Source organism: Brachyspira pilosicoli, assembly GCF_008016535.1.
GTDB lineage: Bacteria > Spirochaetota > Brachyspiria > Brachyspirales > Brachyspiraceae > Brachyspira > Brachyspira pilosicoli_A.
In genome coordinates this window covers 13,998-35,894 of record NZ_SAXY01000010.1, presented here as the reverse complement: position 1 = coordinate 35,894, position 21,897 = coordinate 13,998, and the positions used below count along the sequence as shown (strand labels likewise).

Here is a 21,897-nt window from a genome sequence, read left to right as displayed (position 1 = left end):
TATAAAAACAAATTTTTTACTGTATAAAATTAACTTTAACAATATTTAAAGGAAGCTTATTAACAGAATCTGCATCAGTATCTTTAAGAAGTTTGATGTTTCCAGCAACTAATTGTTGATATATAGCATCATATTCATCTTTAGTAAAGTGTTTAAATCTAGAAGTTTCCATAGGAAGACCAATACCATTAACTTTAGCATCAAGTACAACAGATTGTCCGCCATGGAAATTGTTATTATAATAAGCATCTATAGCATCATAAACAGAGCCTCCTAGCATCTTTACAGCAGAAGTAATAACAGTTTTAGACTCAGCACTTTGATCAATATCAACCCCTATAACAAGACCATTATTCTGTTCAGCAGCAGCCATAGCAGAGTTTCCAGCACCGCCTGCAGGAGCAAATATTACCTGCACTCCGCTTTGATACCAAGAAGTAGCAAGTGTTTGATTTTCTGGAGTAGAATTAAAGTTACCAACATAAGTATAATTTATTTTAATACTTCCGCTAGCTAATCCTAATTCCTGAGCCGCATATTCAGCACCCTGTACAAAACCATAACCAAATCTTATAACAGCAGGTACAGCCATACCAGCCATAACACCTAAATTAGTATATCCCTCTTTTATTATAGCATAACCAGCTAAAAAACCAGCTTGCTCTTCTGCATAAAATACAGAATAAACATTCTTTTCTATTCTAAAATCAGTATATGTACCATCTTGAGGAGCACCATCTAAAAGTATGAACTTTACATCAGGATGAGTATCTTGTGCTTTATATACAGCAGGCTCAAATAAAAATCCCGGTGTAACTATAACTTGAGCCTTACCAGCAACAGCTAAATCTATAGCATTAATATATGCATCTGTAGATTTTTCTACAGGCTGATAATATTTATGAGCAATTTTTTTCTCTTCTGCATATTTTTTTAAACCTTCCCAAGACCCTTGATTGAAAGACCTATCATCTATAGTACCAACATCAGTAATCAAAGCTAATTCATACCCCTTACCACCGCTTCCGCAAGATAATATCATTACAGAAATAAATAATAAACATAAAAGTTTTTTCATATTTTCTCCTATTTTTTTGTAGAATATTTATTGCTTAATTTTTATTAAAGCCTAATTATTTAACATAATTTACCTTTACTATAGTTAAAGGCAATGCATCAGGGCTATTAGCATCAGTATCTTTTAATATTTTTATATTACCTTCTACCAACTCATTATATATCTTATCATAATTTTCTTTAGTAAAATTCCTGAACTTGGAAGTTTCCATAGGAAGACCCACACCATTAACCTTAGCATCTAAAGTTAAATTCTTTCCGCCTTCAAAAGTATTGTTATAATATGAAGCTACAGCATCATAAACAGAACCCTTAATATTTTTCATAGAAGAAGTAATAACAGAACCCGATTCAAAACTCTGATCAACATCTACACCCACAACAAAACCATTATTCTGCTCAGCAGCACTCATCACAGAATAAGCAGCACCGCCTGCAGGAGCAAATATTACCTCTACCCCATTTCTATACCAAGAAGTAGCAAGTGTTTGATTTTCTGGTGTAGCATCATAATTGCCAACATATGTATATATTATGTTAATACTATTTTTGGCTAAATTCATCTCCTTAGCCGCATAATCTGCTCCCTGTACAAAACCATATCCAAATCTCACAACAGCAGGATGAGCAACTCCTCCCATAACTCCTAAATTTGTATATCCGTCTTTAACAGCAGCATACCCAGCCAAAAAACCAGCCTCCTCCTCAGCATATAAAATAGACACTGTGTTATCAGCAGTTCTATAATCAGTATAAGTACCGTCTTGAGGAACACCGTCTATCAATATAAAATTAATATTAGTATATATATCCTGTGCCTTATAAATAGCAGGCTCAAACATATATCCGGGAGTAACAATCAATTTTGCCCCGCCTCTAGCAGCAAGCTCTATCGTATTAAGATAAGAATCTATATCTTTATCTGCCACTTTATAATATTTGTATTTTATATTATTTTGTTGGGCATATTCCTGTACACCTTCCCAAGACCCTTGGTTAAAAGATTTATCATCTACAGTTCCTAAATCTATTAAAAGTGCTATTTCAAAATCATTAGACCTATTTTCTCCACCACAAGATATTAAAAACAAAACAGCAAAAATTAATAATAACTTTTTCATATATTTTTCCTTAGTTATTTATAAAACATTTATATTCTAAATTAAACTCAAATGGCATTTTTATCATTATCTATCAAAACTTTAATGGATTCTATAACTAAATCTATAGCCTCTTCTCCTGTGTAATCTTTAGGGTCATCTATACCATTTTTTATTCTCTCTTGATTATGAAGCACAAGCATAGAAGCCCCCGTTCTCACTCCCTTAGAAGCACCAACTGCAAAAAGTGCTGCAGACTCCATCTCTGAAGCTAAACAACCAGCCTTTATATATGATTCCCATTTATACAAAAGCTCTTTATCAACTGCCATACTCTCTGGAGCATGCTGGGCATAAAAAGCATCCTTACAATGAACAACACCTCTATGAGTTTTTATATTTACTTTTTTTGAAGCATCAATCATAGCATCTAATACATCTATATTAGGCACACAAGGAAACTCATCAGGTATATAGTTTCTCATAGTACCCCCAACCTTTATAGCACCATTTACTATTACGACATCTCCCGGAAGTACATTCATATTCATTCCGCCGCAAGTACCAACACGTATAAAAGTGTCCGCTCCCACATTTATAAGTTCTTCTAATGCTATAGCTGTAGAAGGACCTCCTATACCATGCGAAGTAGTAGAAACCTTAACTCCGTTTATATAACCAGTATAAGTAACATATTCTCTAAAATCTGCAACTAATTTAGCATTATCAAATCTTTTTGCTATCTTCACGCATCTTTTAGGGTCCCCCGGCATTATAACATACCTTCCAACATCGCCCTTTTTTAGTTTTAAATGATGAACCAAATTTTCATCTTCTTTAAAAAAAGGTTTTGGCAAAGCATTTTTTGTATTAGACATAAAATATATTATCCTCTCTTTTCTAATAATACTATAGCTTCTAATGCAGTTAAAATCATATTATCTATATTTGAAGAATAATTTAAATGTGTACCCATTCTCTCTATCATAGTATTTTCTACAACATGCATAATTCCACCAGCTCTCACATTCCTAATAGCCGCACAAGAAAAAAGTGCCGCACATTCCATCTCTGAAACTATAGCTCCGCATAAAGTATAATATTTAAGATCATTTTCAAATTTATCTCTAAAAAAAGAATTCTCCGGCTCTAACTCACCATAAAAACAATCTTTACTATGAACAACACCTATATGATAATTATAATTTTTTAACTTTGCCGCATCTCTCAAAGCAAAAACTATATCTGTATTAGCAATGGCAGGATATTCAAAAGGTATATATTCTAAAGAAGTACCCTCGTCTTTTATGGCAGCTTGAGCAATAGCTAAATCTCCAGGCTTCACTTTTAAACTAAGCCCACCACCTGTACCAACACGTATAAAAGTGTCAGCTCCTACCTTTATAAGCTCTTCCATAGCTATAGAAGCAGAAGGTCCACCTACACCTGTTGAAGTTACACTGACAGGAATATTTTTATATTTTCCCGTAACTGTAACATATTCTCTATAGTCGGCTTTAAAATCTACATCATCTAAAAAACTTGCTATATACTCAACTCTTTTAGGATCTCCAGGAAGTAAAACATATCTTGCAACATCAAACTTTTTTAATTTTATATGATACTGCAATAAACCTTTGCTAAAGGCTTTCTCATCATAGAATGCTTTAGGCTCTCTATATTCCATTTACAATAATCCTTAATTTATATTTTATTAAAAATATTGAAAATTACTTTAAAGACTTCATTATAGTGACACCATTACTAGTACCTATTCTATTAGCTCCTGCATTTATCATTTTTACGGCATCTTCATAAGTTTTTATGCCTCCAGAAGCTTTAACTCCAACTTTATCGCCAACTGTTTTCCTCATAAGCTCAACATCATGCTCTGTAGCCCCTCCTGTAGAAAAACCAGTGGAAGTCTTAACAAAATCTGCCCCAAACTCTTTAGCTATCTTACAAGCTAAAACTTTTTCTTCATCCGTTAAAAGGCAAGTTTCTATTATAACTTTAAGAACCCCTACATGACAAGCATCTCTTACCTTTTTTATATCTCTTTCGAATAAGTCTATCTTTTTACTTTTCAAAAAACCAATATTTGCCACCATGTCTATTTCATTAGCACCGCTATCAATAGCAAATTTGGTTTCATATGCCTTAGCCTCTTTAATCATGGCTCCTAGAGGAAATCCCACAACAGAGCAAACTTTAACATTTGAATGTAAGAGAAAATTGTACGCAACGTTAACATAAGCAGAATTAACACATACAGAATAAAAATTATGCTCCTTAGCTTCTATGCATAATTTTCTTATATCATCTATTGTGGCATCTGCTCTTAATATAGTATGATCTATTAATTGATTAAGATTATCCATTTTTTATACACCTCTATATATTAGGATATAAAATATTATGCCCTTTGTCAAATTTATTTTTTCGATTATATATAAAATTTATATAAAAAATAATTATGAAATATCTACCAACTTTTTTTTAGCTCTTCTATATATATAAATATACATTATAGCAGACAATAATATAGAAACAATATCTGCTATAGGCTGCGACCATATTATGCCATTTATGCCAAAAAACTTAGTGCCTATGTATATAGCAGGAACAAATGCTAACCCTTGCCTGCATATAGAAAGTATTAAAGACGGTAAAGCCTTACCTAATGCCTGAAATGTAGACATAAATATAAATTGAAAACCTATAACAGGAGCTACAGAATAAGCCGCTATTAAAAACTTAGAGCCATATTCTATAACCTCATCATTATCTATAAATATTCTAATTAACTCTTTAGAAAATATAAAAGCAAATATTAAAAATAAAACACCAGAAATAAAACTAATTAAACAAGAAAGTTTTATAGAAGCATTCATTCTCTTATAATTTTTTGAAGCGAAATTATACCCTATAAAAGGCTGCACACCCTGCCCTAAACCTATAAACACTAAGAGTACAAGCGTAAATATTCTCTGCGACACTCCAAGCCCAGCAACTACATTGTCATTATATTTAGAAGCAAAATTGTTAATTAAAATATTCGCAACACTTATAAGAACATTATTCATAAACACAGGAAAACCAATAGAAAATACATTATTTAATATATCACTGCTGATTAAAAAATCTTTTATCTTTATAGAGAGAAAAGTGCTTTTTTTGAGTATGTAAAAAGTATAATAGAAAAAAGAACAAGCATTTCCTATTATAGTAGCCAAAGCAGCACCCGCAATCCCCATATTCATATAAAGTATCATTATAGGGTCAAGTATAATATTTACTACAGTTCCAAGTACCATTCCAAACATAGCCTCCTTGGAAGCCCCCTCAGAACGCACAACCTGCCCCATAGACATTTGACAAACCACAAATATAGCTCCAATAGCAACTATAAGCAAATAATCCTTAGCAAAAACATAAGTGTTAGAACTAGCTCCAGATAATTTTAATATATTTTCTAAAAATATAAAAAATATTATCATACACACCAAACCAGTAACAACACTTGCATAAAATACAAAAGATGAAACCTTTTTAGCCTTATCATAATTCTTAGAACCCAAACATCTAGATATATATGATGCTCCCCCTATACCATATATAGAACCAAAAGACATAAGAACCAAATATATAGGCATAGTTAAAGAAACAGCAGCAACCTGATTAGGGTCGTTTGTTTTTCCTACAAAAAAAGTATCAACCATATTATAAAACACATTTACAAGCATTCCTAGTATTGTGGGGAGTGCTAATGTAATTAATGCCTTATAAACAGGGTAGTTCTCAAACACATCAATTTTCTTATCAATCATATATACCTCATACAATTATTTTAGTTTGATAATTAAAAAATATATTAGATTTGTTTTTTATTTGTGGTGGCTTTGCCCCCTGCGAAGCGTGCCCTTAGGGTACATACCCCCACTTCTTTTATTGATATAAAAGAAGCAAAAGAACTGCATTTTAACGAAGTTCAAATTTATATATATCAAAATAAAACCATTATTTTATACCTATTCTTAACATATAAAATCAAAACTTTTACTTTTTTCTAAACGTATACAAAATATAAAAATAAACAAAAATTATTTATCTAAATATAATTAATATCCCATAAAAAAGCCCCAAATAAATTAATATTTGGAGCTCTTAACAATCAACTCTTAGATAGCTCTTCTACCTCATTTTCTCTGTAGGTCTTTACCTTTTCAACATTAAATAGCAGCGACTCTCCATCAGAATCAACATTAACATTATCGCCATCTTCAATGTGCCCAAAAAGTATCTCTGTACTAATATAATCTTCTACCTCTTTTTGTATAGCTCTTCTTAAACTTCTAGCCCCATACTTCTTATCAAAACCTTTATCTATTATATAATTCTTTGCCTCATCAGTTAAACTTATAAAAATATTTCTATCTTTTATAGCTTCATTCAACTCTCTAAGCATAATCTCTATAATATCTTTTAAATCTTCTTTTGTAAGAGTATGGAATACTATAATATCATCTATTCTGTTTAAGAACTCAGGATTGAAATTCTGTTTTAATTCTTCCATAGCAAAGTTTTTCATGTCATTAATATCTTTTTCACTTCCAATAGCATTAAAACCTAAAGAAGTTCCTTTAACAATATCTCTTGCTCCTAAGTTGCTTGTTATAATAATTATAGTATTAGAGAAATCAACCTTTCTTCCAAAGTTGTCTGTAAGCTGCCCCTCTTCAAGCACCTGTAAAAGTATGTTTGTAATATCAGGATGAGCCTTTTCTATCTCATCAAAAAGTATTAAAGAATAAGGTTTTCTTCTCACTTTCTCTGTAAGTCCGCCTCCCTCTTCATAACCAACATATCCCGGAGGAGCTCCTATAAGTCTGCTTACTGCAAACTTCTCCATAAACTCACTCATATCTATTCTTATAAGAGCATCACTATCTCCAAACATAAACTCTGAAAGCACCTTAGCTAAAGCAGTTTTACCAACACCTGTAGGTCCTAAAAATATAAAACTTCCAAGCGGTTTTTTAGTGCTTTTTAGCCCCGCTCTTGCCCTTCTTATAGCTTTTGATATGGATGATATAGCCTCTTTTTGTCCAACTATCTTACTATGAAGCTCATCTTCCATACCAATAAGTCTTTTACTCTCAGAATCTAATAATCTTTTTACTGGTATATTTGTAATTTCTGATATTACATGTCTTATATCATCTTCATTAATAATCGTTTCTGTCTTATCTCTCTCGCTTCTCCACTCAGCTTCTTTTTTATCCAATTCCTCTTGCAAAGATTTTATAGTATCTCTTAATTTAACAGCCTCTTCAAAAATCTGATTTTTTACAACTGTTTCTTTTTCCTGATTAAGCTCTTTTATTTTGTTTTCTAAATCTTTTAATTCCTGAGGTCTTACCATATTCATAAGTCTTGCTCTTGAACCTGCCTCATCAATTAAATCTATAGCCTTATCTGGCAAATGTCTTTCAAATATATATCTTTTACTTAATACAGCAGAAGCATAAATAGCCCCATCAGTATATTTTACCTTATGATGCTCTTCATATTTAGATTTTATTCCATTTAATATTTCTATAGTGTCATCAATAGAAGGCTCTTCCACATTTATAGGCTGAAATCTTCTCACTAAAGCACCATCTTTTTCTATATACTTTTTATATTCATTGATAGTAGTTGCCCCAATACATTGAATCTCTCCGCGAGAAAGTGCAGGCTTAAGCATATTGGCAGCATCTAAAGCTCCCTCTGCACCTCCAGCCCCAATTAAAGTATGAAGCTCATCTATAAATATTATTATATTACCAACTTTTTTTATCTCCATTACTATATTTTTTATTCTCTCTTCAAACTCACCTCTATATTTAGTACCCGCAACAACAGAAGATAAATCTAAACTTAAAACCCTCTTTTTTAATAATATATCAGGCACATCAGTAGAAACAATCTTTTCAGCTAAACCTTCAACTATAGCAGTCTTACCAACACCCGGCTCCCCTAATAGTATAGGATTATTTTTCTTTCTCCTTGAAAGTATCTGTACAACTCTCATTACCTCATTTTCTCTGCCAATTACTCTATCCAATGCCTTTTCTCTAGCCATTTTAGTTAAATCACGGGCAAACTTATCTAAAGTAGGAGTTCTTGCTGTATTATCTTCTTGAATAGTGCTAGAAGAAGATTCAGAAATATTTGATGAAGAACCAGATTTACCCCTAATTCTCATCATCTCATGTCTTAATGTTTTTAAATCTAAATTATAGCTAGTAAGTACATTATAAGCTATGCCATTTTCCTCTTTTAAAATACCAAGAAGTAAATGCTCTGTACTTATGCAATTATCTCCTAATGATTTAGCCTCTTCTGCCGCTCTGCTTATTAAATGCTGAATGCGTGGTGATGGCGGTATTTTACCAAATAATTTAGTATTACTTGTAGATTTTACCATAGAAGATTCTATATCAAATTTAATCTTTTCTATATCTATTTTTAATTTATTCAAAACATTGACAACTATTGAATCTGTTTCATGAAATATTCCTAATAAAACATGTTCTGGAGTAAGCATATCATGATTTAATCTCTTAGCTTCTTCCACAGAATGTAGGTCTAATATTCTTATGGCTTTATTAGTAAGACGAAATGGATAAGACATATTTGTTTCCTATAATCATAAATTTGTATATATTATATTTCTTTTTTCAATATTTATCGGATATAAAAAAACTAAACTTATAAAAAAATAGAATTGCATATTAGATTATTATATACAATTCTACTATATATTACAATACTTTTAGAAAAAATTACAACCTAGATACATTAATAGCAGGTACATTTCTTCTATTAGTAGAAGCCGTATTAATATTATCCAACTCATTATTTTTTATAACACTAGGATTAGCGTATAAAAAAGATAAAATCAATGCTACAATTATAGCCATAGATAATACAAATGAAAGCTTCCTAGAACACATCATAGAATAAATATAATTAAAAAGAGTATTTTCTTTTTTAACTATAGCACTCTCTGCTTTAGCCCTACTTAACATACGAGCCCACTCATCATCTGGCAAATTATTTAAACTAAAATAATTTCTTTTTCTTTCAATTTTAGTTTTGAATTGCATCATTTCATGTAGTTTCATAAAAGAGTCCTTTCTTTTTCTAACAAAGTTTTCATTTTTTTGAGAGCATAAGAATAATTACTCTTAGCAGAATCACTGGATATATTCAAAATATCAGCTATCTCCTTATAAGAATAATTTTCATAATATCTCAAGATGAATACATCTCTTTGTTTTCCTTTCAATTTACTAGAAGCTGAGTATATTTTCTCTTGCAAATACACTCTCTCATATTCTTTTTCAGTATTATATCTCTTATCGTCCACAACTTCTAGTTTTTCAAGATAAGGAGACTCACGCCTATAAGCTTTGGAATACATATTAATAGCAGTATTGCTGATAATTCTATATAACCAGCCTTTAAAATAATTTCTCTCTTCATATCTTCCTATAGCTTTATAAACGCGTATTAAAACATCTTGAGTTAAATCCATAGCATCTTCATAATTATGCATAAAACGATAGGATATGTTAAAGATATAATTTTTATACCTAGTAAGTAAAATATCTAAAGCTTCACTATACCCATTTTTGTGGGCTTCTATTAATTCATAATCTTTTAATAATTCTTTTTCTTTTGTCATCATTATTTGTCAACTCCATTACTGTTTACATATATAAAACAGATTTTAAACATTTAAGTAAAATCAAGCCATATAAGTTTTATCTTCTTTTGGACTTATATTATTCTTTTTAATAAAATCTTTATCGCTTGAAATCACTACCTCCCTCTCTTCAAATGCTTTCTCTATATCATTTTTAGTTAGAGTTAAAGCATTTCCCTTTATACCATCTAAATTAAAAAGTATATTAACCATTGCAGTTTCAACTATACTTTTTAAAGATCTTGCCCCCATATTCATAGTAGAAGCCTTATCGACTATATAATTTATAGCATCGTCAGTTAATATTAGCTTCTTTCCTATGCTCTTAAAGAAATCTACATATTTTATTATAGGTGATTCTTTAGTTTTTAGCAATATATCTTTTAAATTATCTTTAGTAAGTTCATTTAAAGTTACAATTATCGGTATTCTTCCTATAAACTCTGGTATCATACCATATTTCTCTACATCTTTCACATCTACCTGACTGAGTATTTTATTTTTCTGAAGTTTATTTACAACCGCATTAGAACCAAAGCCTAAACTACTCTCCCCTTTAAGACGCATCTTTATAATATCTTCAAGCCCTACAAAAGCACCGCCGAAAATAAATAAAATATTTTTAGTGTTCATTATAATACCATCACTTGAATGCATCATTCTTCTATCGCCAAACTCAGGTACTCTAATATCCTCACCATTCATCATAGAAAGCAAAGCCTCTTGAACAGCCTTGTCTGATGGGTTGCCTGTAGTAGATTGATGAGCATCGGCTTTTGCTATCTTGTCTACCTCATCTAAAAATACTATACCATTTTGTGCTTTATCTAAATCACCATTAGCCTTCTTATAAAGATTATATAATACAACCTCAACATCATCTCCTACATAACCCGTCTCTGTAAGCGTAGTAACATCAGCACGTGCAAATGGAAGCCCTAAAATATCTGCTAATGTTTTTACCAAATATGTTTTACCAACTCCAGTAGGTCCTATCATAAGAATATTTGACCTAAATGGTATATCTTTATTGCCATTAATTCTTAAACAATGTAAATAAGCATGTACAGACAATGCTTTCTTAGCATCATCTTGACCTATTACTGTTTTGTTAAGTTCAGAAACTATCTCTTTTGGTGTTAATATTCTTGGCTCTTTTATAATCTTCTTTTTAGATTTTGTATCTATATAATTTTCTTTGTTTGTAATATCTAATATTAAATCATAGCTTTCTTTCTCTAAAAAAGCAAAAACTATCTTTGAATTAACAAATGTAATCAAAGTATTAGACACCTCTAAAAGTCCAATACTTGAATAAGGTTCATGAGATAAAACAAGTATGCCGCTTGACATTAATTTGCTGCTGCTGTCAAAATAATGATACTTGTTAATATAAATATCTGCATCCATTGTGATGAGTTCTAATATCCTTCTTACAGATATGGCAGACATAGAGTCCCCATAAATTGTATAAGTAATTAAACAATATAAAATAAATCTTTCATCATCATTTAATTCAAACTCATCTATAAATCTCTCTATATTAAAATTATATTGTTTAAATGTATGTATCTTTTTTAAATCTTTTTTTATAGAATCTATTAATATGGCTATCTCATCATTATTATTATTTGCAACTTTCTCATCATTAATAATTGTCTCATCATCATAACCCAATACCCTATTTATATTATTAGAAAGTCTTCTTGTCATATCATTTCTGTCAGATATTAAGTTTAATGTATATACAATTTTACTTACGCTTTCAAAATAATCTCTAAAAGCCTCTTCTCTATTTTTATATTTTTTATTATTTTTTTTATTCATTAATTTTCCTTTTATTAATTATACAATTAAATCATTATTCTAAATTACCAATTAAATCATACTCCGTATTATGTACTATTTTCACCTTTACTATATCGCCAATATTAATATTATCAACATTCTTTTTATCAAAATAAACCTCAACAAATCCATCAACTTCCGGAGCATCATATTTGCTTCTTCCTATAAACTTATCTTCCTCTTTTATCTCTATTAGCACATCAATACTTTTTCCTATAAACCTTGAAAGCCTCTCTTCAGATACTTCAAGAGCAATTCTCATAAGTTTATCCCTAAGCATCAGCATTTTATTTTTACTAATTTTCTTTTTGTTAATAAGCAATGCATCCGTATTTTCTTCTTCAGAATATGTAAAAACTCCAACCCTATCAAGCTTCATCTTTTTTACAAAGCCTGCCAATTTCTTAAAGCTCTCTGCAGTTTCACCCGGAAAACCTACAATTAAAGAAGTTCTTATAACCGCATTATCATCATAGCTTCTAATATAATTTATCATATCTTTGTAAAAAGAATACCCCCTATTTCCTCTGTTCATATCTTTTAATATATCTTTATCTATATGCTGCAAAGGTATATCAAAATAAGGAACAACTTTTTCTGTTTTAAACATAGCATCTATTATGCTTTTATTTAAAATAACAGGGTTTTGATAAAGTACCCTAATCCATTTTATACCGTCAATGAGATAAAGCTCTTTTAATAAATCAGGAAGTGCTAACTTTTTATAAATATCATAACCATAATAAGTAGTTTCATGGGCTATTAAATTTATTTCTTTAGCACCATTTTTTGCATATTCTCTAGCCTCTTTAACTATATCTTCTATTTTTCTGCTTCTGTATTTCCCCCTTATTGAAGGTATGGCACAAAAACTGCAATTAGCATGACATCCATCGCTTATTCTTATATACACGCTATAATTTGTAGAAGTATTTATTCTATCAACATACTCTTTATAAGTAATATTTTCTTCAGCATCATGAAAACCATCTTTCTCTACAGCTGTTAAAATCTTCTCTAAATCATGTATACCAATAGCAGAGTCAACTTCCTTAAACATCTCCATAAAATTTTCTTTATATCTCTCGCTCATACACCCAGATACTATAAGCCTCCTACATTTACCATATTTCTTATAAAGCGAATGGTCAAATATAGCATCTATTGACTCTTTCTTAGAATCTTCTATAAAAGCACAAGTATTTATAACTATAACATCTGCATCTTCAGCATTATCAACTATCTTGTATCCATTTTTATCTAATATGGCAAGTATATGTTCGCCATCAACTGTATTCTTCTCGCATCCTAAACTGTGTAAATATATGTTTTGCAAATTAATTTTCCTTCTTCTAATTATTATATAAAAATATACTCAAAATAATAAAAATGTCAATTATCATATTAATTAAAAAAGTAATAGTTTTTAATTTATGGGGGCTAGCCACCATACCCCCGCTTCTTTTGTTGTTACAAAGAAGCAAAAAAACTGCATGTTTATATAATAGGTATATTTACTACTCTTGGAATTTCATTTCTATATTTTTATTAATTAATGCATCTTTATTTTTTAAAACTAAATTTAATTCATCATAATTGTTAGAATAATTTTTATCAAAATCATCATAATTATATAATATATTTTGTAAAAAAATATTTAATTTATCACTAATTTTTATAACATTTCCTTTTTCTAAAATATATAAAAACATTATATTCATCATCTGTATTATTAATATAAATTTCAATAACTAACTCATTATAATTAAAATATCTCTCTAAACTCAAACATATAGCTATTGTCCATTATATTTATTTAGTGTCAGTCATAATCAAATTGTATTTAGTAGAATCGTTTAAATTATTAGTCCACTTAATAGTTTTATTAACAGTTTCTCCAAGAGCTCCCACATCAACTATCCTTCCATTAACCTTAACAACAACCTCTCCCGCATTACCTATAGTAAGCATCATCACATCTCTTGCCTCTAAATATAATGTCTTACCGCTCAAAAGATTCGTAGTAGCAGGTCCGCCTGAATCAATAAAATATCTTAAATAAACAAAATGTTTAGCTGTTATCTCTATTCTAATATTTGATTTATCAGTGTCCTGCTCTATATAAGTTTCTCCGTCTATTACAGGCAATTTTACATCTGATGATACAACTATATTATTAGTAATATTATTTTCATTTAAATAATTTGTAGATTCTTCATTATTATAAACAGAATTAATCATTTGATTTTCTTCAAGTTTTTCCATCTCTACAGTAGCTAAATTATCATAAACTTCTATTATACTTATCTTAAAATCATTAATACCATTTCCATTCAAATCTAATATTATAGGATTGCTCTTAGAAAAAGATAAATCCTGTCCATTAATATTCATTCTAATAACATTACCTATGGTGTTAAATTTAATAGTAGCAGATATTCCAAGAGGCTTAAAATATATAATATCTCCAGGTTTTACATTCTGCCTAGCACTATTATCAACAATATTTCTTGCTATTTCAACTTCCCTTTTATTATTATTCTTATTTGAAGAAAAAATAGATTTTATATTATTTATATTAAAAAATATAACAGCAAAAATAACCAATACGGTCAATATCACTATAATAGGTACAAAAGAACTAGATTTTTTATTTCTAAGTTTATTTAAATCTCTTTTTGTAATATACAATAATTCTGCCTCGGCACTATTTGGAGTATATGTTTTATTATTTACTGAAACACTACTGTTAGTTTTTAAAATATCTTCTTTTTTAGTTTCTTCTTTAGAATCTTCATTATTAGCAGTTGTTTCTTTTATTTCTTCTTTTTTAGTTTCTTCTTTAGAATCTTCATTATTAGCAGTTGTTTCTTTTATCTCTTCTACTTTATTCTCTGTTTTTTTTACTTTTTCTTCTTTCTTCTTAGGAGATATTTTAAACTTTCTAGACTTTGATAAATCTTCTTCAAATTTATTTTCATTTCTTTGCAAATTATAACGCTCTATCATAGCATCAGAATCTAATGAAAGTTTGTCGCTTAAATTTTTGATAAATCCTTTAACATATATCTCACCAGGCAATAAATCAAACTGTTCATCTTCTAAAGCTTTTATAAATTTAGAAACAATATATGTACTTGATGCTAACTCTTCTATAGTAAGCCCTTTTTTTTCTCTGGCATTTTTTAATATTTGTCCTATGGTTTCCATATAATTTAAAATCCTTATAAATTTTTTAATTGCCTGATATTAAACCATCTTTTAAAACCTGCATCTCTTCAGGTATAACAGGTACAAATGTCTTATTATCATATTGAACATTATATCTAATAGACTTAAATAAATATTCTACAGGAACATTAGTAGTAGATATTCCAAGTATTCTAATAATCATGCCATCTTCAGCAATCCATAAATGTATTGTAGGAAATCCAGTTCTATCAACACTAGCTTGTTTAGGTGTAAGAAGCATATGATAAGCTAGTCTATTATCATCAGCAGTATATTGGGAACTATTATAACCAGATATATTTAAAGCACTGCCGTCAAAACTGCTCACAGGTCTTAATGCCCTATCAGAATAAAAATCTATATTGTATTTAGATATAAGTCTAGATATGCCAGCTTTTGTATAAATAGCACCAGAATCTCCATAATGCAATGTTTGCTCGCTTACAACTTTCTTTCTTGGAAATATCATCCACAATGTTTTACCATCGCAATATATAGAATCACTGTTAGTGCCGCCTGAATATTCTAACTTAAATATATTTGGGTTTTTACTTATAAGAGTACCAGTTTTTATTTTACTTCCATTTCTTTCTGTAAAGCTAGATGAAAAACTATTCATAGCAGCAAATCTATTTGACATCATACTGATAACTCTCTCAGGTGTCATTATCTGCGAAAACAATGGAAATGAAAATAAAAACAATAATATCAATATCTTTTTCATAATTTTCTACTTTTGTCCTAAAAATAAAATAATAGTTATTATACCTATAATATAACAAAAAACCATAAAAAACAAGCATTAATACTACTATTTTTAATTATTATATTTACATAGTAATATATTTTTAAAATTAAAACTCTAATGTAAAGTTTATGTCATAAAATGTTGATATTTTGTAAAAAATTTGTTATATTAAAAATATGTTCAGGAAATTTGTATTAGTTAGTAATCTATTTCTTATAATAATTTTTCATTTTGAATTATTAGCTTATAACTCTATATCATTAGACAAATTACCAGAAAATTCAATAGCTTTTATAGAAAAAAATTTTAATAATACCAACATAAAAACTATAAACAAAATAAATAATTGTTTTCATGTATTATTAGAAGATGATTTTCTACTAATATTTGATGATATAGGAAATTGGTATGAAGTAGACGGCAAAGATAAAGCTATACCCACTAATTTTATACCAGAAAATGTAATGTATACTGTTAATAAAACTAATCCAAATACAAGTGTATTAAAAGTAGTAAAGAAATGGAATACTTATATTATAACATTAGATACTCATATTAATATATTTATAGATTCTTCGGGAATGCTTGTAGGACAAAAGATTCCAGATTAAAAAGGATAGTAATGAAAAAAGTATTAATATTATTAGTTATATTTAGCTTTGTGCTTTTTGCAGATGAGTGGAAAATTAATCCTAATGAGCTTCCTAAAAGTGCTATAGATTTTATCAATAAATTCTTTCCAAATAATAGAATAATATTAGCTGAAAGAGATAGAAAAAAGTATGAAATAGTGCTTGAAAATGGTGTAGAATTAGAGTTTTTTATCAATGGAGAGTTTAAAGAGGTAAAAGGCAACTATGTAGCCGTACCGCCGGAAATACTGCCAAAAACTGTAGCAAATACTGTAGCTATGACTTTTCCAAATACAATTATAACCAAAATAGAAAAGAAATGGAACTTATACGAAATAAAACTTAATAATTCTATGGAACTTTATATAGATGTTAATGGGCAGCTTTTAGGACAAAAATTTGATGATTAATATGCAGTTTTATCCTTGTTGTTCACTTGACAATTTAAAATTATTCTATTATATTATATTTATAGAATAGTATATATCTTTATACTGGAGGGCTTTTTTTGATTTATGGCGGATGAACTATTTTCGAGAAAAGAAACAGTAAAAGATATTTTTCTAATTGTAGAAGATAAATTAAAAAAAGGGCTCTTCCAAGACTCTATGGAAGATTTGGATAAAATTATGTCTATGAACTTTGAATATCCAAATCTTTATGAAAATATCTCTTGTGTGAAGTTTTGGATTAATAGAGCCGACAAAATAGAAACTGTTAAAGGAGATTGTTTAGAATACTGCAAGTTTTTGGATTTATCTTATAAAAAATTTGAGGAGTTTATAAAGAATAAATCGTATAATAAAACTTTGATAGCAATAAAGGCCATTCATTACTTTATATACAACAGCATTATAACAACTATAATGCAAAAAAATATAGAAGAAATTAGAGGTAAAGATGAATTACATTTACTAGCTAATGCTTTTATAGAACTTAATGATTATTCTAGAGCATTAAAAGCATATGAATATTTAAATGTAATAGAGCCTTATAATGGTAATACGCTTTCAAATATAGCACAAATTAATCATATATTAGGAGATACTAAGAAAGCAAAAATGTATATTAGAGATGCTTTGTTTTATGCTCCTTTAGATATAGAATTTGAAAGAATTACTATTGATGCGGTAAGAGAGATTAGAGATATTATTATAAGAAGAGGTATTCATAATAATAGTCAGGAAGAAATCATCTCTTGGATGAGTGCTTACGGCGAACTTATGAATATATTAGATATTAAAAAAGAATTAACTAAAGAAGAAGAATTTGAATTAAGAAAAAATATATCTAAACTAGAAGCAGATTATAGAAAGTTAAAATTAAGAGAAGCTGCTGCTCCAAAACTTCTATCTGCATATGCCTTCTTAACAACTTATTTAATAATGAGGCATACAGAAGAAGATATGAATGAAATAAAAATATTGGGCAGAAAAATGTCGGAAATAGATAAAGATTTGCTTCAATTTTATATAAAAATATTAAATAAGGGGTAAAACAGATGTCAGAAGCTCTACAAAAATTAGAAAACATATTTTCAGAAGAAACTTTTACAAGAAAACCTTTATTAAATTATACTGTGAAATATTTTGCTGATTTATCTTCAATTATTAACAATATTAATAGCAATGAAAAAATTAAATCTGCTTTAGATACTGCCAATTTGCAATTGCAAAAAAATGCTAATCATATATCTGCATTATATGCAAGCGGTTTTTTAAACCTTAAACTTCAAAATTATTCTGATAATGCACTAGATAAACTTATAGGTATATTTAAAAATGCAAAAAAATGGAATATAGTAGAATACATTGCACAAAAAATTTTAGATGAATATTATGAATGCGATTATGCTCTAAGATATTTAGCTAGTTATTATCAAATATCAAATAAAGAAGCAGAAGCTTTAGAGATTTTAGAGAGATTAATAAAATTTGATGTATCAAACCCTGAATTGCCTGAAAAAATAGCCCATACAAAAGAGGTAGCTGGAGATATTACTAGTGCTGTATATTATTATAAAATTGCTTTTGAGAGGAATTTAATTAGAAAAAGAACTAATGCAGAGAGCAATATCAAAAAAATACTTGAATATGAACCTGATAATTATAATTATTTATTAAAATATGAAAATGCTTTAAAAGAATTAGTTGATGCTAATATTATGATAGATGTATGGAAAATAATATTCTTCTATTATTTTGAAAACAACAGATTTAGTGATGCTTTAAAAACTATTAAAAATTTATTAAATTATGAACAGGCTATAGTAGCACAAAATAATAAGAAAGCTAAATTTTTCAGACATAGATTAGTGGATGTTTTTGCTAAATTATATCCTAATCATACTCTTTTTGAAAAGATAGAAGAGATATCAGCTATTACTAATGTTAATAAGCAGCCAAAAGCTTGTATAGAGATATTTGAAAAGTATATACAATATGATGTAGGCAAATATGTTATGCATAGAAATTTTGGTGTTGGTAAAATTAAATATATAGACATCAATGAATTAAAAATAAAATTTGTATCTCAAGAGGAAGAGAGAAAAATGACATTTGATATGGCAATACAATCTCTCACAACACTTCCAGAAGATGATATAAATGTATATAAAGCCTATAAATTAAATGAGCTTAAAAAAATGGCAGAAGAAAACCCTACAGAACTTCTTACTATAATATTAAAATACAAAAAAACTATTAACACTAAAGATTTAAAACAAGAATTAACTGCTCCTCCTCATATAGTGATAGCAGATTCTTCTTACAACAAATGGCTTGAAAATGCTAAGAAATCTGTAAGAGCTTCTACTACTGTAAAATTTGATAAGAACACTTTCCTTTATAATGAAGAAGCAGAAACTTATGATGCTGAAAGTTTATCTAAGTTTAATAAGACAGATAATTTCCTTGAAAGATATCAAATATATATGGAATATCTCACTTATACTCCAAACTTAAACTCTGATGAAGCAAAAGAGATGTATAATTATTTTGTTAAAACGGCAAAAGACAAAAAAGCACCTAGCGACAATAGAATAATAAGCACAATATATCTAAAAACACAAAATGATACTAATAAAGATATACCTATGCTTTCTGATCTTATAAAAGATATAGATGATTATGCTCATATATACGAAATATTACCATCTTCAAACTATAGAGATAAATTTGTAAAAGCTATACAAGAAGGAAAACCAGATGAATATTATAATATTATATTAAAAATATTATATTCACCTCAAGTAAAAAACCATTATTTAATAGTAAATAAATTATTCTCTGACGGCAAAGTAGATATGCTTGCTAAAACTATAGATGATATATTTTTACATTACAAAGAATATCCAGAATCTTTTGTTTATTTTGCTCAAAAGATACTTGACGGTGAGTATTATGATGAAATAGAGGGAGATATAAAAATTAATAAACACTCTCTAATGATAGGTTTATTAAGTATAATACCTAATTTATCAAAAATGCTCGACAATAAAGAAACATCTCCTCAAGGAAGAAAGTTAATAAAAATAGTATATGATTTAGTATTTGATAAGGCTTATTTACTTAAGTTTATAGAAACAGAAAATGAAGAAGATGTAAAAATAGTATTTAGTGAATTCCAAAAATTGGTTAACTTGGAACAACATTATAAAACAGATATAATAACAGCTGTATTAAAGAGATTCCCAAATTGGAAAATATAATTAAATAAATATTTTAATTAGAAAATAAAAAAGAGTGCAAGATTTGTTGCTTGCACTCTTTTTTTATATACTAAAATCTTGTAGGTTTGTAATTTTTTTATTGTTCTTTTTCCCGCCTTACACGGTGCGGACTTCGTCAAAGAACAAAAAAGTGCAAGTTCTTTAGCTTTATATATTGGAATGTGTATTAAATATATTATAAAATATAAATTTAATCTAAAAAATATATATTGTTTTATATCTATAATATCCTGCATATAAGTCCAAAATATTTGCATTTTTTGCAACTTTTTGCGGCGGGAAAAAGTTGAATAAAAAATTCTATTACAAAATATACTTATTTATATAACTAATCTCTTTTAAAATACGGAGATAAATCTATATACTCGTCATCTAGCCAAGATGAAGCTACACATTCATATTTATTCTTGCTTAATTTATAAATTTGATACTCTATCTTTTCAGCTCTTCCTACAACTCTCTCTTTATACTCTACCAACATCTCGCTTATTCCATCATCATCAATATCTCTAAAAGCAAATTTCATCTCATTTACAACGCCGCTTTTCATAGAATTAATCTCTCTATAATAAGATACATCAGCAACCAAACTAATCTTACTATCTTCTATTCTAAAAATATAAAGATAAATATCCCTATCCTCTCCGCTGTCATTGAGTATATAATATTTTATAATACCAACCTCATTTTTCTTATCATAAAAACTCTCTAAATCTATAGCAGCATTTTTTCCAATCCTAGAAGACTGATAAGAAAACTTTTCATCTAAATTGCTTCCATAAACAGATATTTTCTCTCCCTCAATAGAGCTAATCAAAGCTATAAACTCATTTCCGTTTGATGATTCTAAAACATCTGCTATCACTATAGAATATACTTTATAACCATCTCTTTCTAATTTTGTTTTTAAATTATCAGCCTGAGAATATTCTCTGCTGTCTATAACACTATCGCTATTATAATAAACAATATCTCCAGAGCCTTGCAAATTAAATAATGCATTAATATCATCATTAAGAGCATATAAACTCATAAAGCTAAAAATAAAAAAACAAAAAATAAAGAATTTTTTCATAATAAAATATCCAATAATACTTATTTGGAAGACACTTTTATATCAACAAACTTTATTTGAGAGTTTACTCTGCCATCAGAACTTTTATATTTAATAATCTCAGGAACAGTATAATTATCAATATTGGTGTATGATATATCAACATCATAAATCTTTGATTTTTTATTATAATAATCGGCACTTTCTACCAAAAGACTATTTTTATTTATTGTGTAGTTTATACTATAGTCTTTATTTTCACCAACAGCCCTTAATACAACTTCATATTTATCATTATCTTCTTTTACAGAATCAACAGTAAACTTCTTTGAAAGAGAACTATAACTCTCAGATACAATAGCATAAAACCCAACTGTCTCCAAAGGCTCTTCAAACACAGAAAACATCTTAGCATAAAAACTATCAACATTTTCAAGCACAATGTTTGGTTTAGAGTTTTGTACGAGAGTGAACTTTAATCTGATTTTGTCTTTTGAAGATAAATAATTTTTTGCAGGTATAGTTGATATTTGAGCTTCTACTATTTTGCCTTCTATATATGCCTCGAAACGTTTTGGATATATAGTTGTATAATTATCTTTTATTTTGTTATAAAGTTCTTCAAAAGAAATATCCTGAGAATGAAGTAAATTAAAAAAAGATAATAAAAAAAGTAAAGTTATAAAAGTAAAGTATTTTCTCATGTTTTTTTAATTGTCTT

The 21,897-nt window shown here is 28.4% G+C and carries 20 protein-coding genes; 4 read left to right on the top strand and 16 right to left on the bottom strand.

What is annotated here, in order from left to right; genetic code table 11:
- Positions 1–16 precede the first annotated feature (16 nt).
- The 14 genes from EPJ72_RS01165 to EPJ72_RS01100 all read right to left on the bottom strand — a co-directional run bounded on the left by EPJ72_RS01165 (position 17) and on the right by EPJ72_RS01100 (position 15,736).
- Positions 17–1,078, bottom strand: coding sequence for a BMP family lipoprotein (locus EPJ72_RS01165; RefSeq protein ID WP_147730443.1), 1,062 nt, complete (start codon positions 1,076–1,078; stop codon positions 17–19).
- A 55-nt stretch (positions 1,079–1,133) separates the two neighbouring features.
- Positions 1,134–2,198, bottom strand: coding sequence for a BMP family lipoprotein (locus tag EPJ72_RS01160; RefSeq protein ID WP_147730442.1), 1,065 nt, complete (start codon positions 2,196–2,198; stop codon positions 1,134–1,136).
- A gap of 47 nt (positions 2,199–2,245) precedes the next feature.
- Entirely contained in the window at positions 2,246–3,055 is an 810-nt protein-coding gene (locus EPJ72_RS01155; protein WP_147730441.1) for a nucleoside phosphorylase, read from the bottom strand.
- Between the two features lie 8 nt (positions 3,056–3,063).
- Positions 3,064–3,864 carry a nucleoside phosphorylase gene (locus EPJ72_RS01150; RefSeq protein ID WP_147730440.1) on the bottom strand — a complete coding sequence of 267 codons (801 nt, stop codon included), beginning with the start codon at positions 3,862–3,864 and terminating at the stop codon, positions 3,064–3,066.
- Between the two features lie 43 nt (positions 3,865–3,907).
- Positions 3,908–4,558: a deoxyribose-phosphate aldolase gene (gene deoC, locus EPJ72_RS01145; RefSeq protein WP_147730439.1), complete on the bottom strand. Its 651-nt coding sequence runs from the start codon at positions 4,556–4,558 to the stop codon at positions 3,908–3,910.
- Between the two features lie 93 nt (positions 4,559–4,651).
- A complete protein-coding gene (locus tag EPJ72_RS01140) occupies positions 4,652–6,007 on the bottom strand; it encodes an MATE family efflux transporter (RefSeq protein ID WP_147730438.1) in 1,356 nt (451 codons plus the stop codon).
- Positions 6,008–6,351: 344 nt separating this feature from the next.
- The gene (locus EPJ72_RS01135) at positions 6,352–8,856 is read right to left on the bottom strand and encodes an ATP-dependent Clp protease ATP-binding subunit (protein ID WP_147730437.1); all 2,505 of its coding nucleotides are present in this window, start codon (positions 8,854–8,856) and stop codon (positions 6,352–6,354) included.
- Positions 8,857–9,007: 151 nt separating this feature from the next.
- Positions 9,008–9,349, bottom strand: coding sequence for a hypothetical protein (locus EPJ72_RS01130; RefSeq protein WP_147730436.1), 342 nt, complete (start codon positions 9,347–9,349; stop codon positions 9,008–9,010).
- The gene (locus EPJ72_RS01125; RefSeq protein ID WP_147730435.1) at positions 9,346–9,915 is read right to left on the bottom strand and encodes an RNA polymerase sigma factor; all 570 of its coding nucleotides are present in this window, start codon (positions 9,913–9,915) and stop codon (positions 9,346–9,348) included. The genes EPJ72_RS01130 and EPJ72_RS01125 overlap by 4 nt, the downstream gene beginning before the upstream one ends.
- A gap of 60 nt (positions 9,916–9,975) precedes the next feature.
- Positions 9,976–11,760, bottom strand: a complete 1,785-nt coding sequence (gene clpX / locus EPJ72_RS01120) for an ATP-dependent Clp protease ATP-binding subunit ClpX (protein ID WP_147730434.1) — start codon at positions 11,758–11,760, stop codon at positions 9,976–9,978.
- A gap of 34 nt (positions 11,761–11,794) precedes the next feature.
- A complete protein-coding gene (rimO, locus tag EPJ72_RS01115; protein WP_147730433.1) occupies positions 11,795–13,117 on the bottom strand; it encodes a 30S ribosomal protein S12 methylthiotransferase RimO in 1,323 nt (440 codons plus the stop codon).
- Between the two features lie 181 nt (positions 13,118–13,298).
- Positions 13,299–13,529 (bottom strand): hypothetical protein, encoded by a 231-nt coding sequence (locus EPJ72_RS01110; RefSeq protein WP_147730432.1) that lies wholly within the window; start codon positions 13,527–13,529, stop codon positions 13,299–13,301.
- Between the two features lie 64 nt (positions 13,530–13,593).
- Positions 13,594–14,991, bottom strand: coding sequence for a helix-turn-helix domain-containing protein (locus tag EPJ72_RS01105; protein ID WP_147730431.1), 1,398 nt, complete (start codon positions 14,989–14,991; stop codon positions 13,594–13,596).
- A 25-nt stretch (positions 14,992–15,016) separates the two neighbouring features.
- Positions 15,017–15,736 (bottom strand): LolA family protein, encoded by a 720-nt coding sequence (locus tag EPJ72_RS01100; protein WP_147730430.1) that lies wholly within the window; start codon positions 15,734–15,736, stop codon positions 15,017–15,019.
- Between the two features lie 200 nt (positions 15,737–15,936).
- Between EPJ72_RS01100 and EPJ72_RS01095 the strand changes: the two genes are divergently transcribed.
- From EPJ72_RS01095 to EPJ72_RS01080, 4 genes are all read left to right on the top strand, one after another.
- Positions 15,937–16,371 (top strand): PepSY-like domain-containing protein, encoded by a 435-nt coding sequence (locus tag EPJ72_RS01095; RefSeq protein ID WP_199749258.1) that lies wholly within the window; start codon positions 15,937–15,939, stop codon positions 16,369–16,371.
- A gap of 11 nt (positions 16,372–16,382) precedes the next feature.
- On the top strand, positions 16,383–16,802 hold the full coding sequence (locus EPJ72_RS01090) for a PepSY-like domain-containing protein (protein ID WP_147730429.1): 420 nt from the start codon (positions 16,383–16,385) through the stop codon (positions 16,800–16,802).
- Positions 16,803–16,907: 105 nt separating this feature from the next.
- On the top strand, positions 16,908–17,888 hold the full coding sequence (locus EPJ72_RS01085) for a hypothetical protein (protein ID WP_147730428.1): 981 nt from the start codon (positions 16,908–16,910) through the stop codon (positions 17,886–17,888).
- Positions 17,889–17,893: 5 nt separating this feature from the next.
- Positions 17,894–20,101, top strand: a complete 2,208-nt coding sequence (locus tag EPJ72_RS01080; RefSeq protein ID WP_147730427.1) for a transcript cleavage factor — start codon at positions 17,894–17,896, stop codon at positions 20,099–20,101.
- A gap of 349 nt (positions 20,102–20,450) precedes the next feature.
- On the opposite strand, the gene EPJ72_RS01075 is transcribed toward EPJ72_RS01080, so the two are convergent.
- Positions 20,451–21,197, bottom strand: coding sequence for a hypothetical protein (locus EPJ72_RS01075; protein ID WP_147730426.1), 747 nt, complete (start codon positions 21,195–21,197; stop codon positions 20,451–20,453).
- A gap of 20 nt (positions 21,198–21,217) precedes the next feature.
- Positions 21,218–21,880 carry a hypothetical protein gene (locus tag EPJ72_RS01070; RefSeq protein ID WP_147730425.1) on the bottom strand — a complete coding sequence of 221 codons (663 nt, stop codon included), beginning with the start codon at positions 21,878–21,880 and terminating at the stop codon, positions 21,218–21,220.
- Positions 21,881–21,897 lie beyond the last annotated feature (17 nt).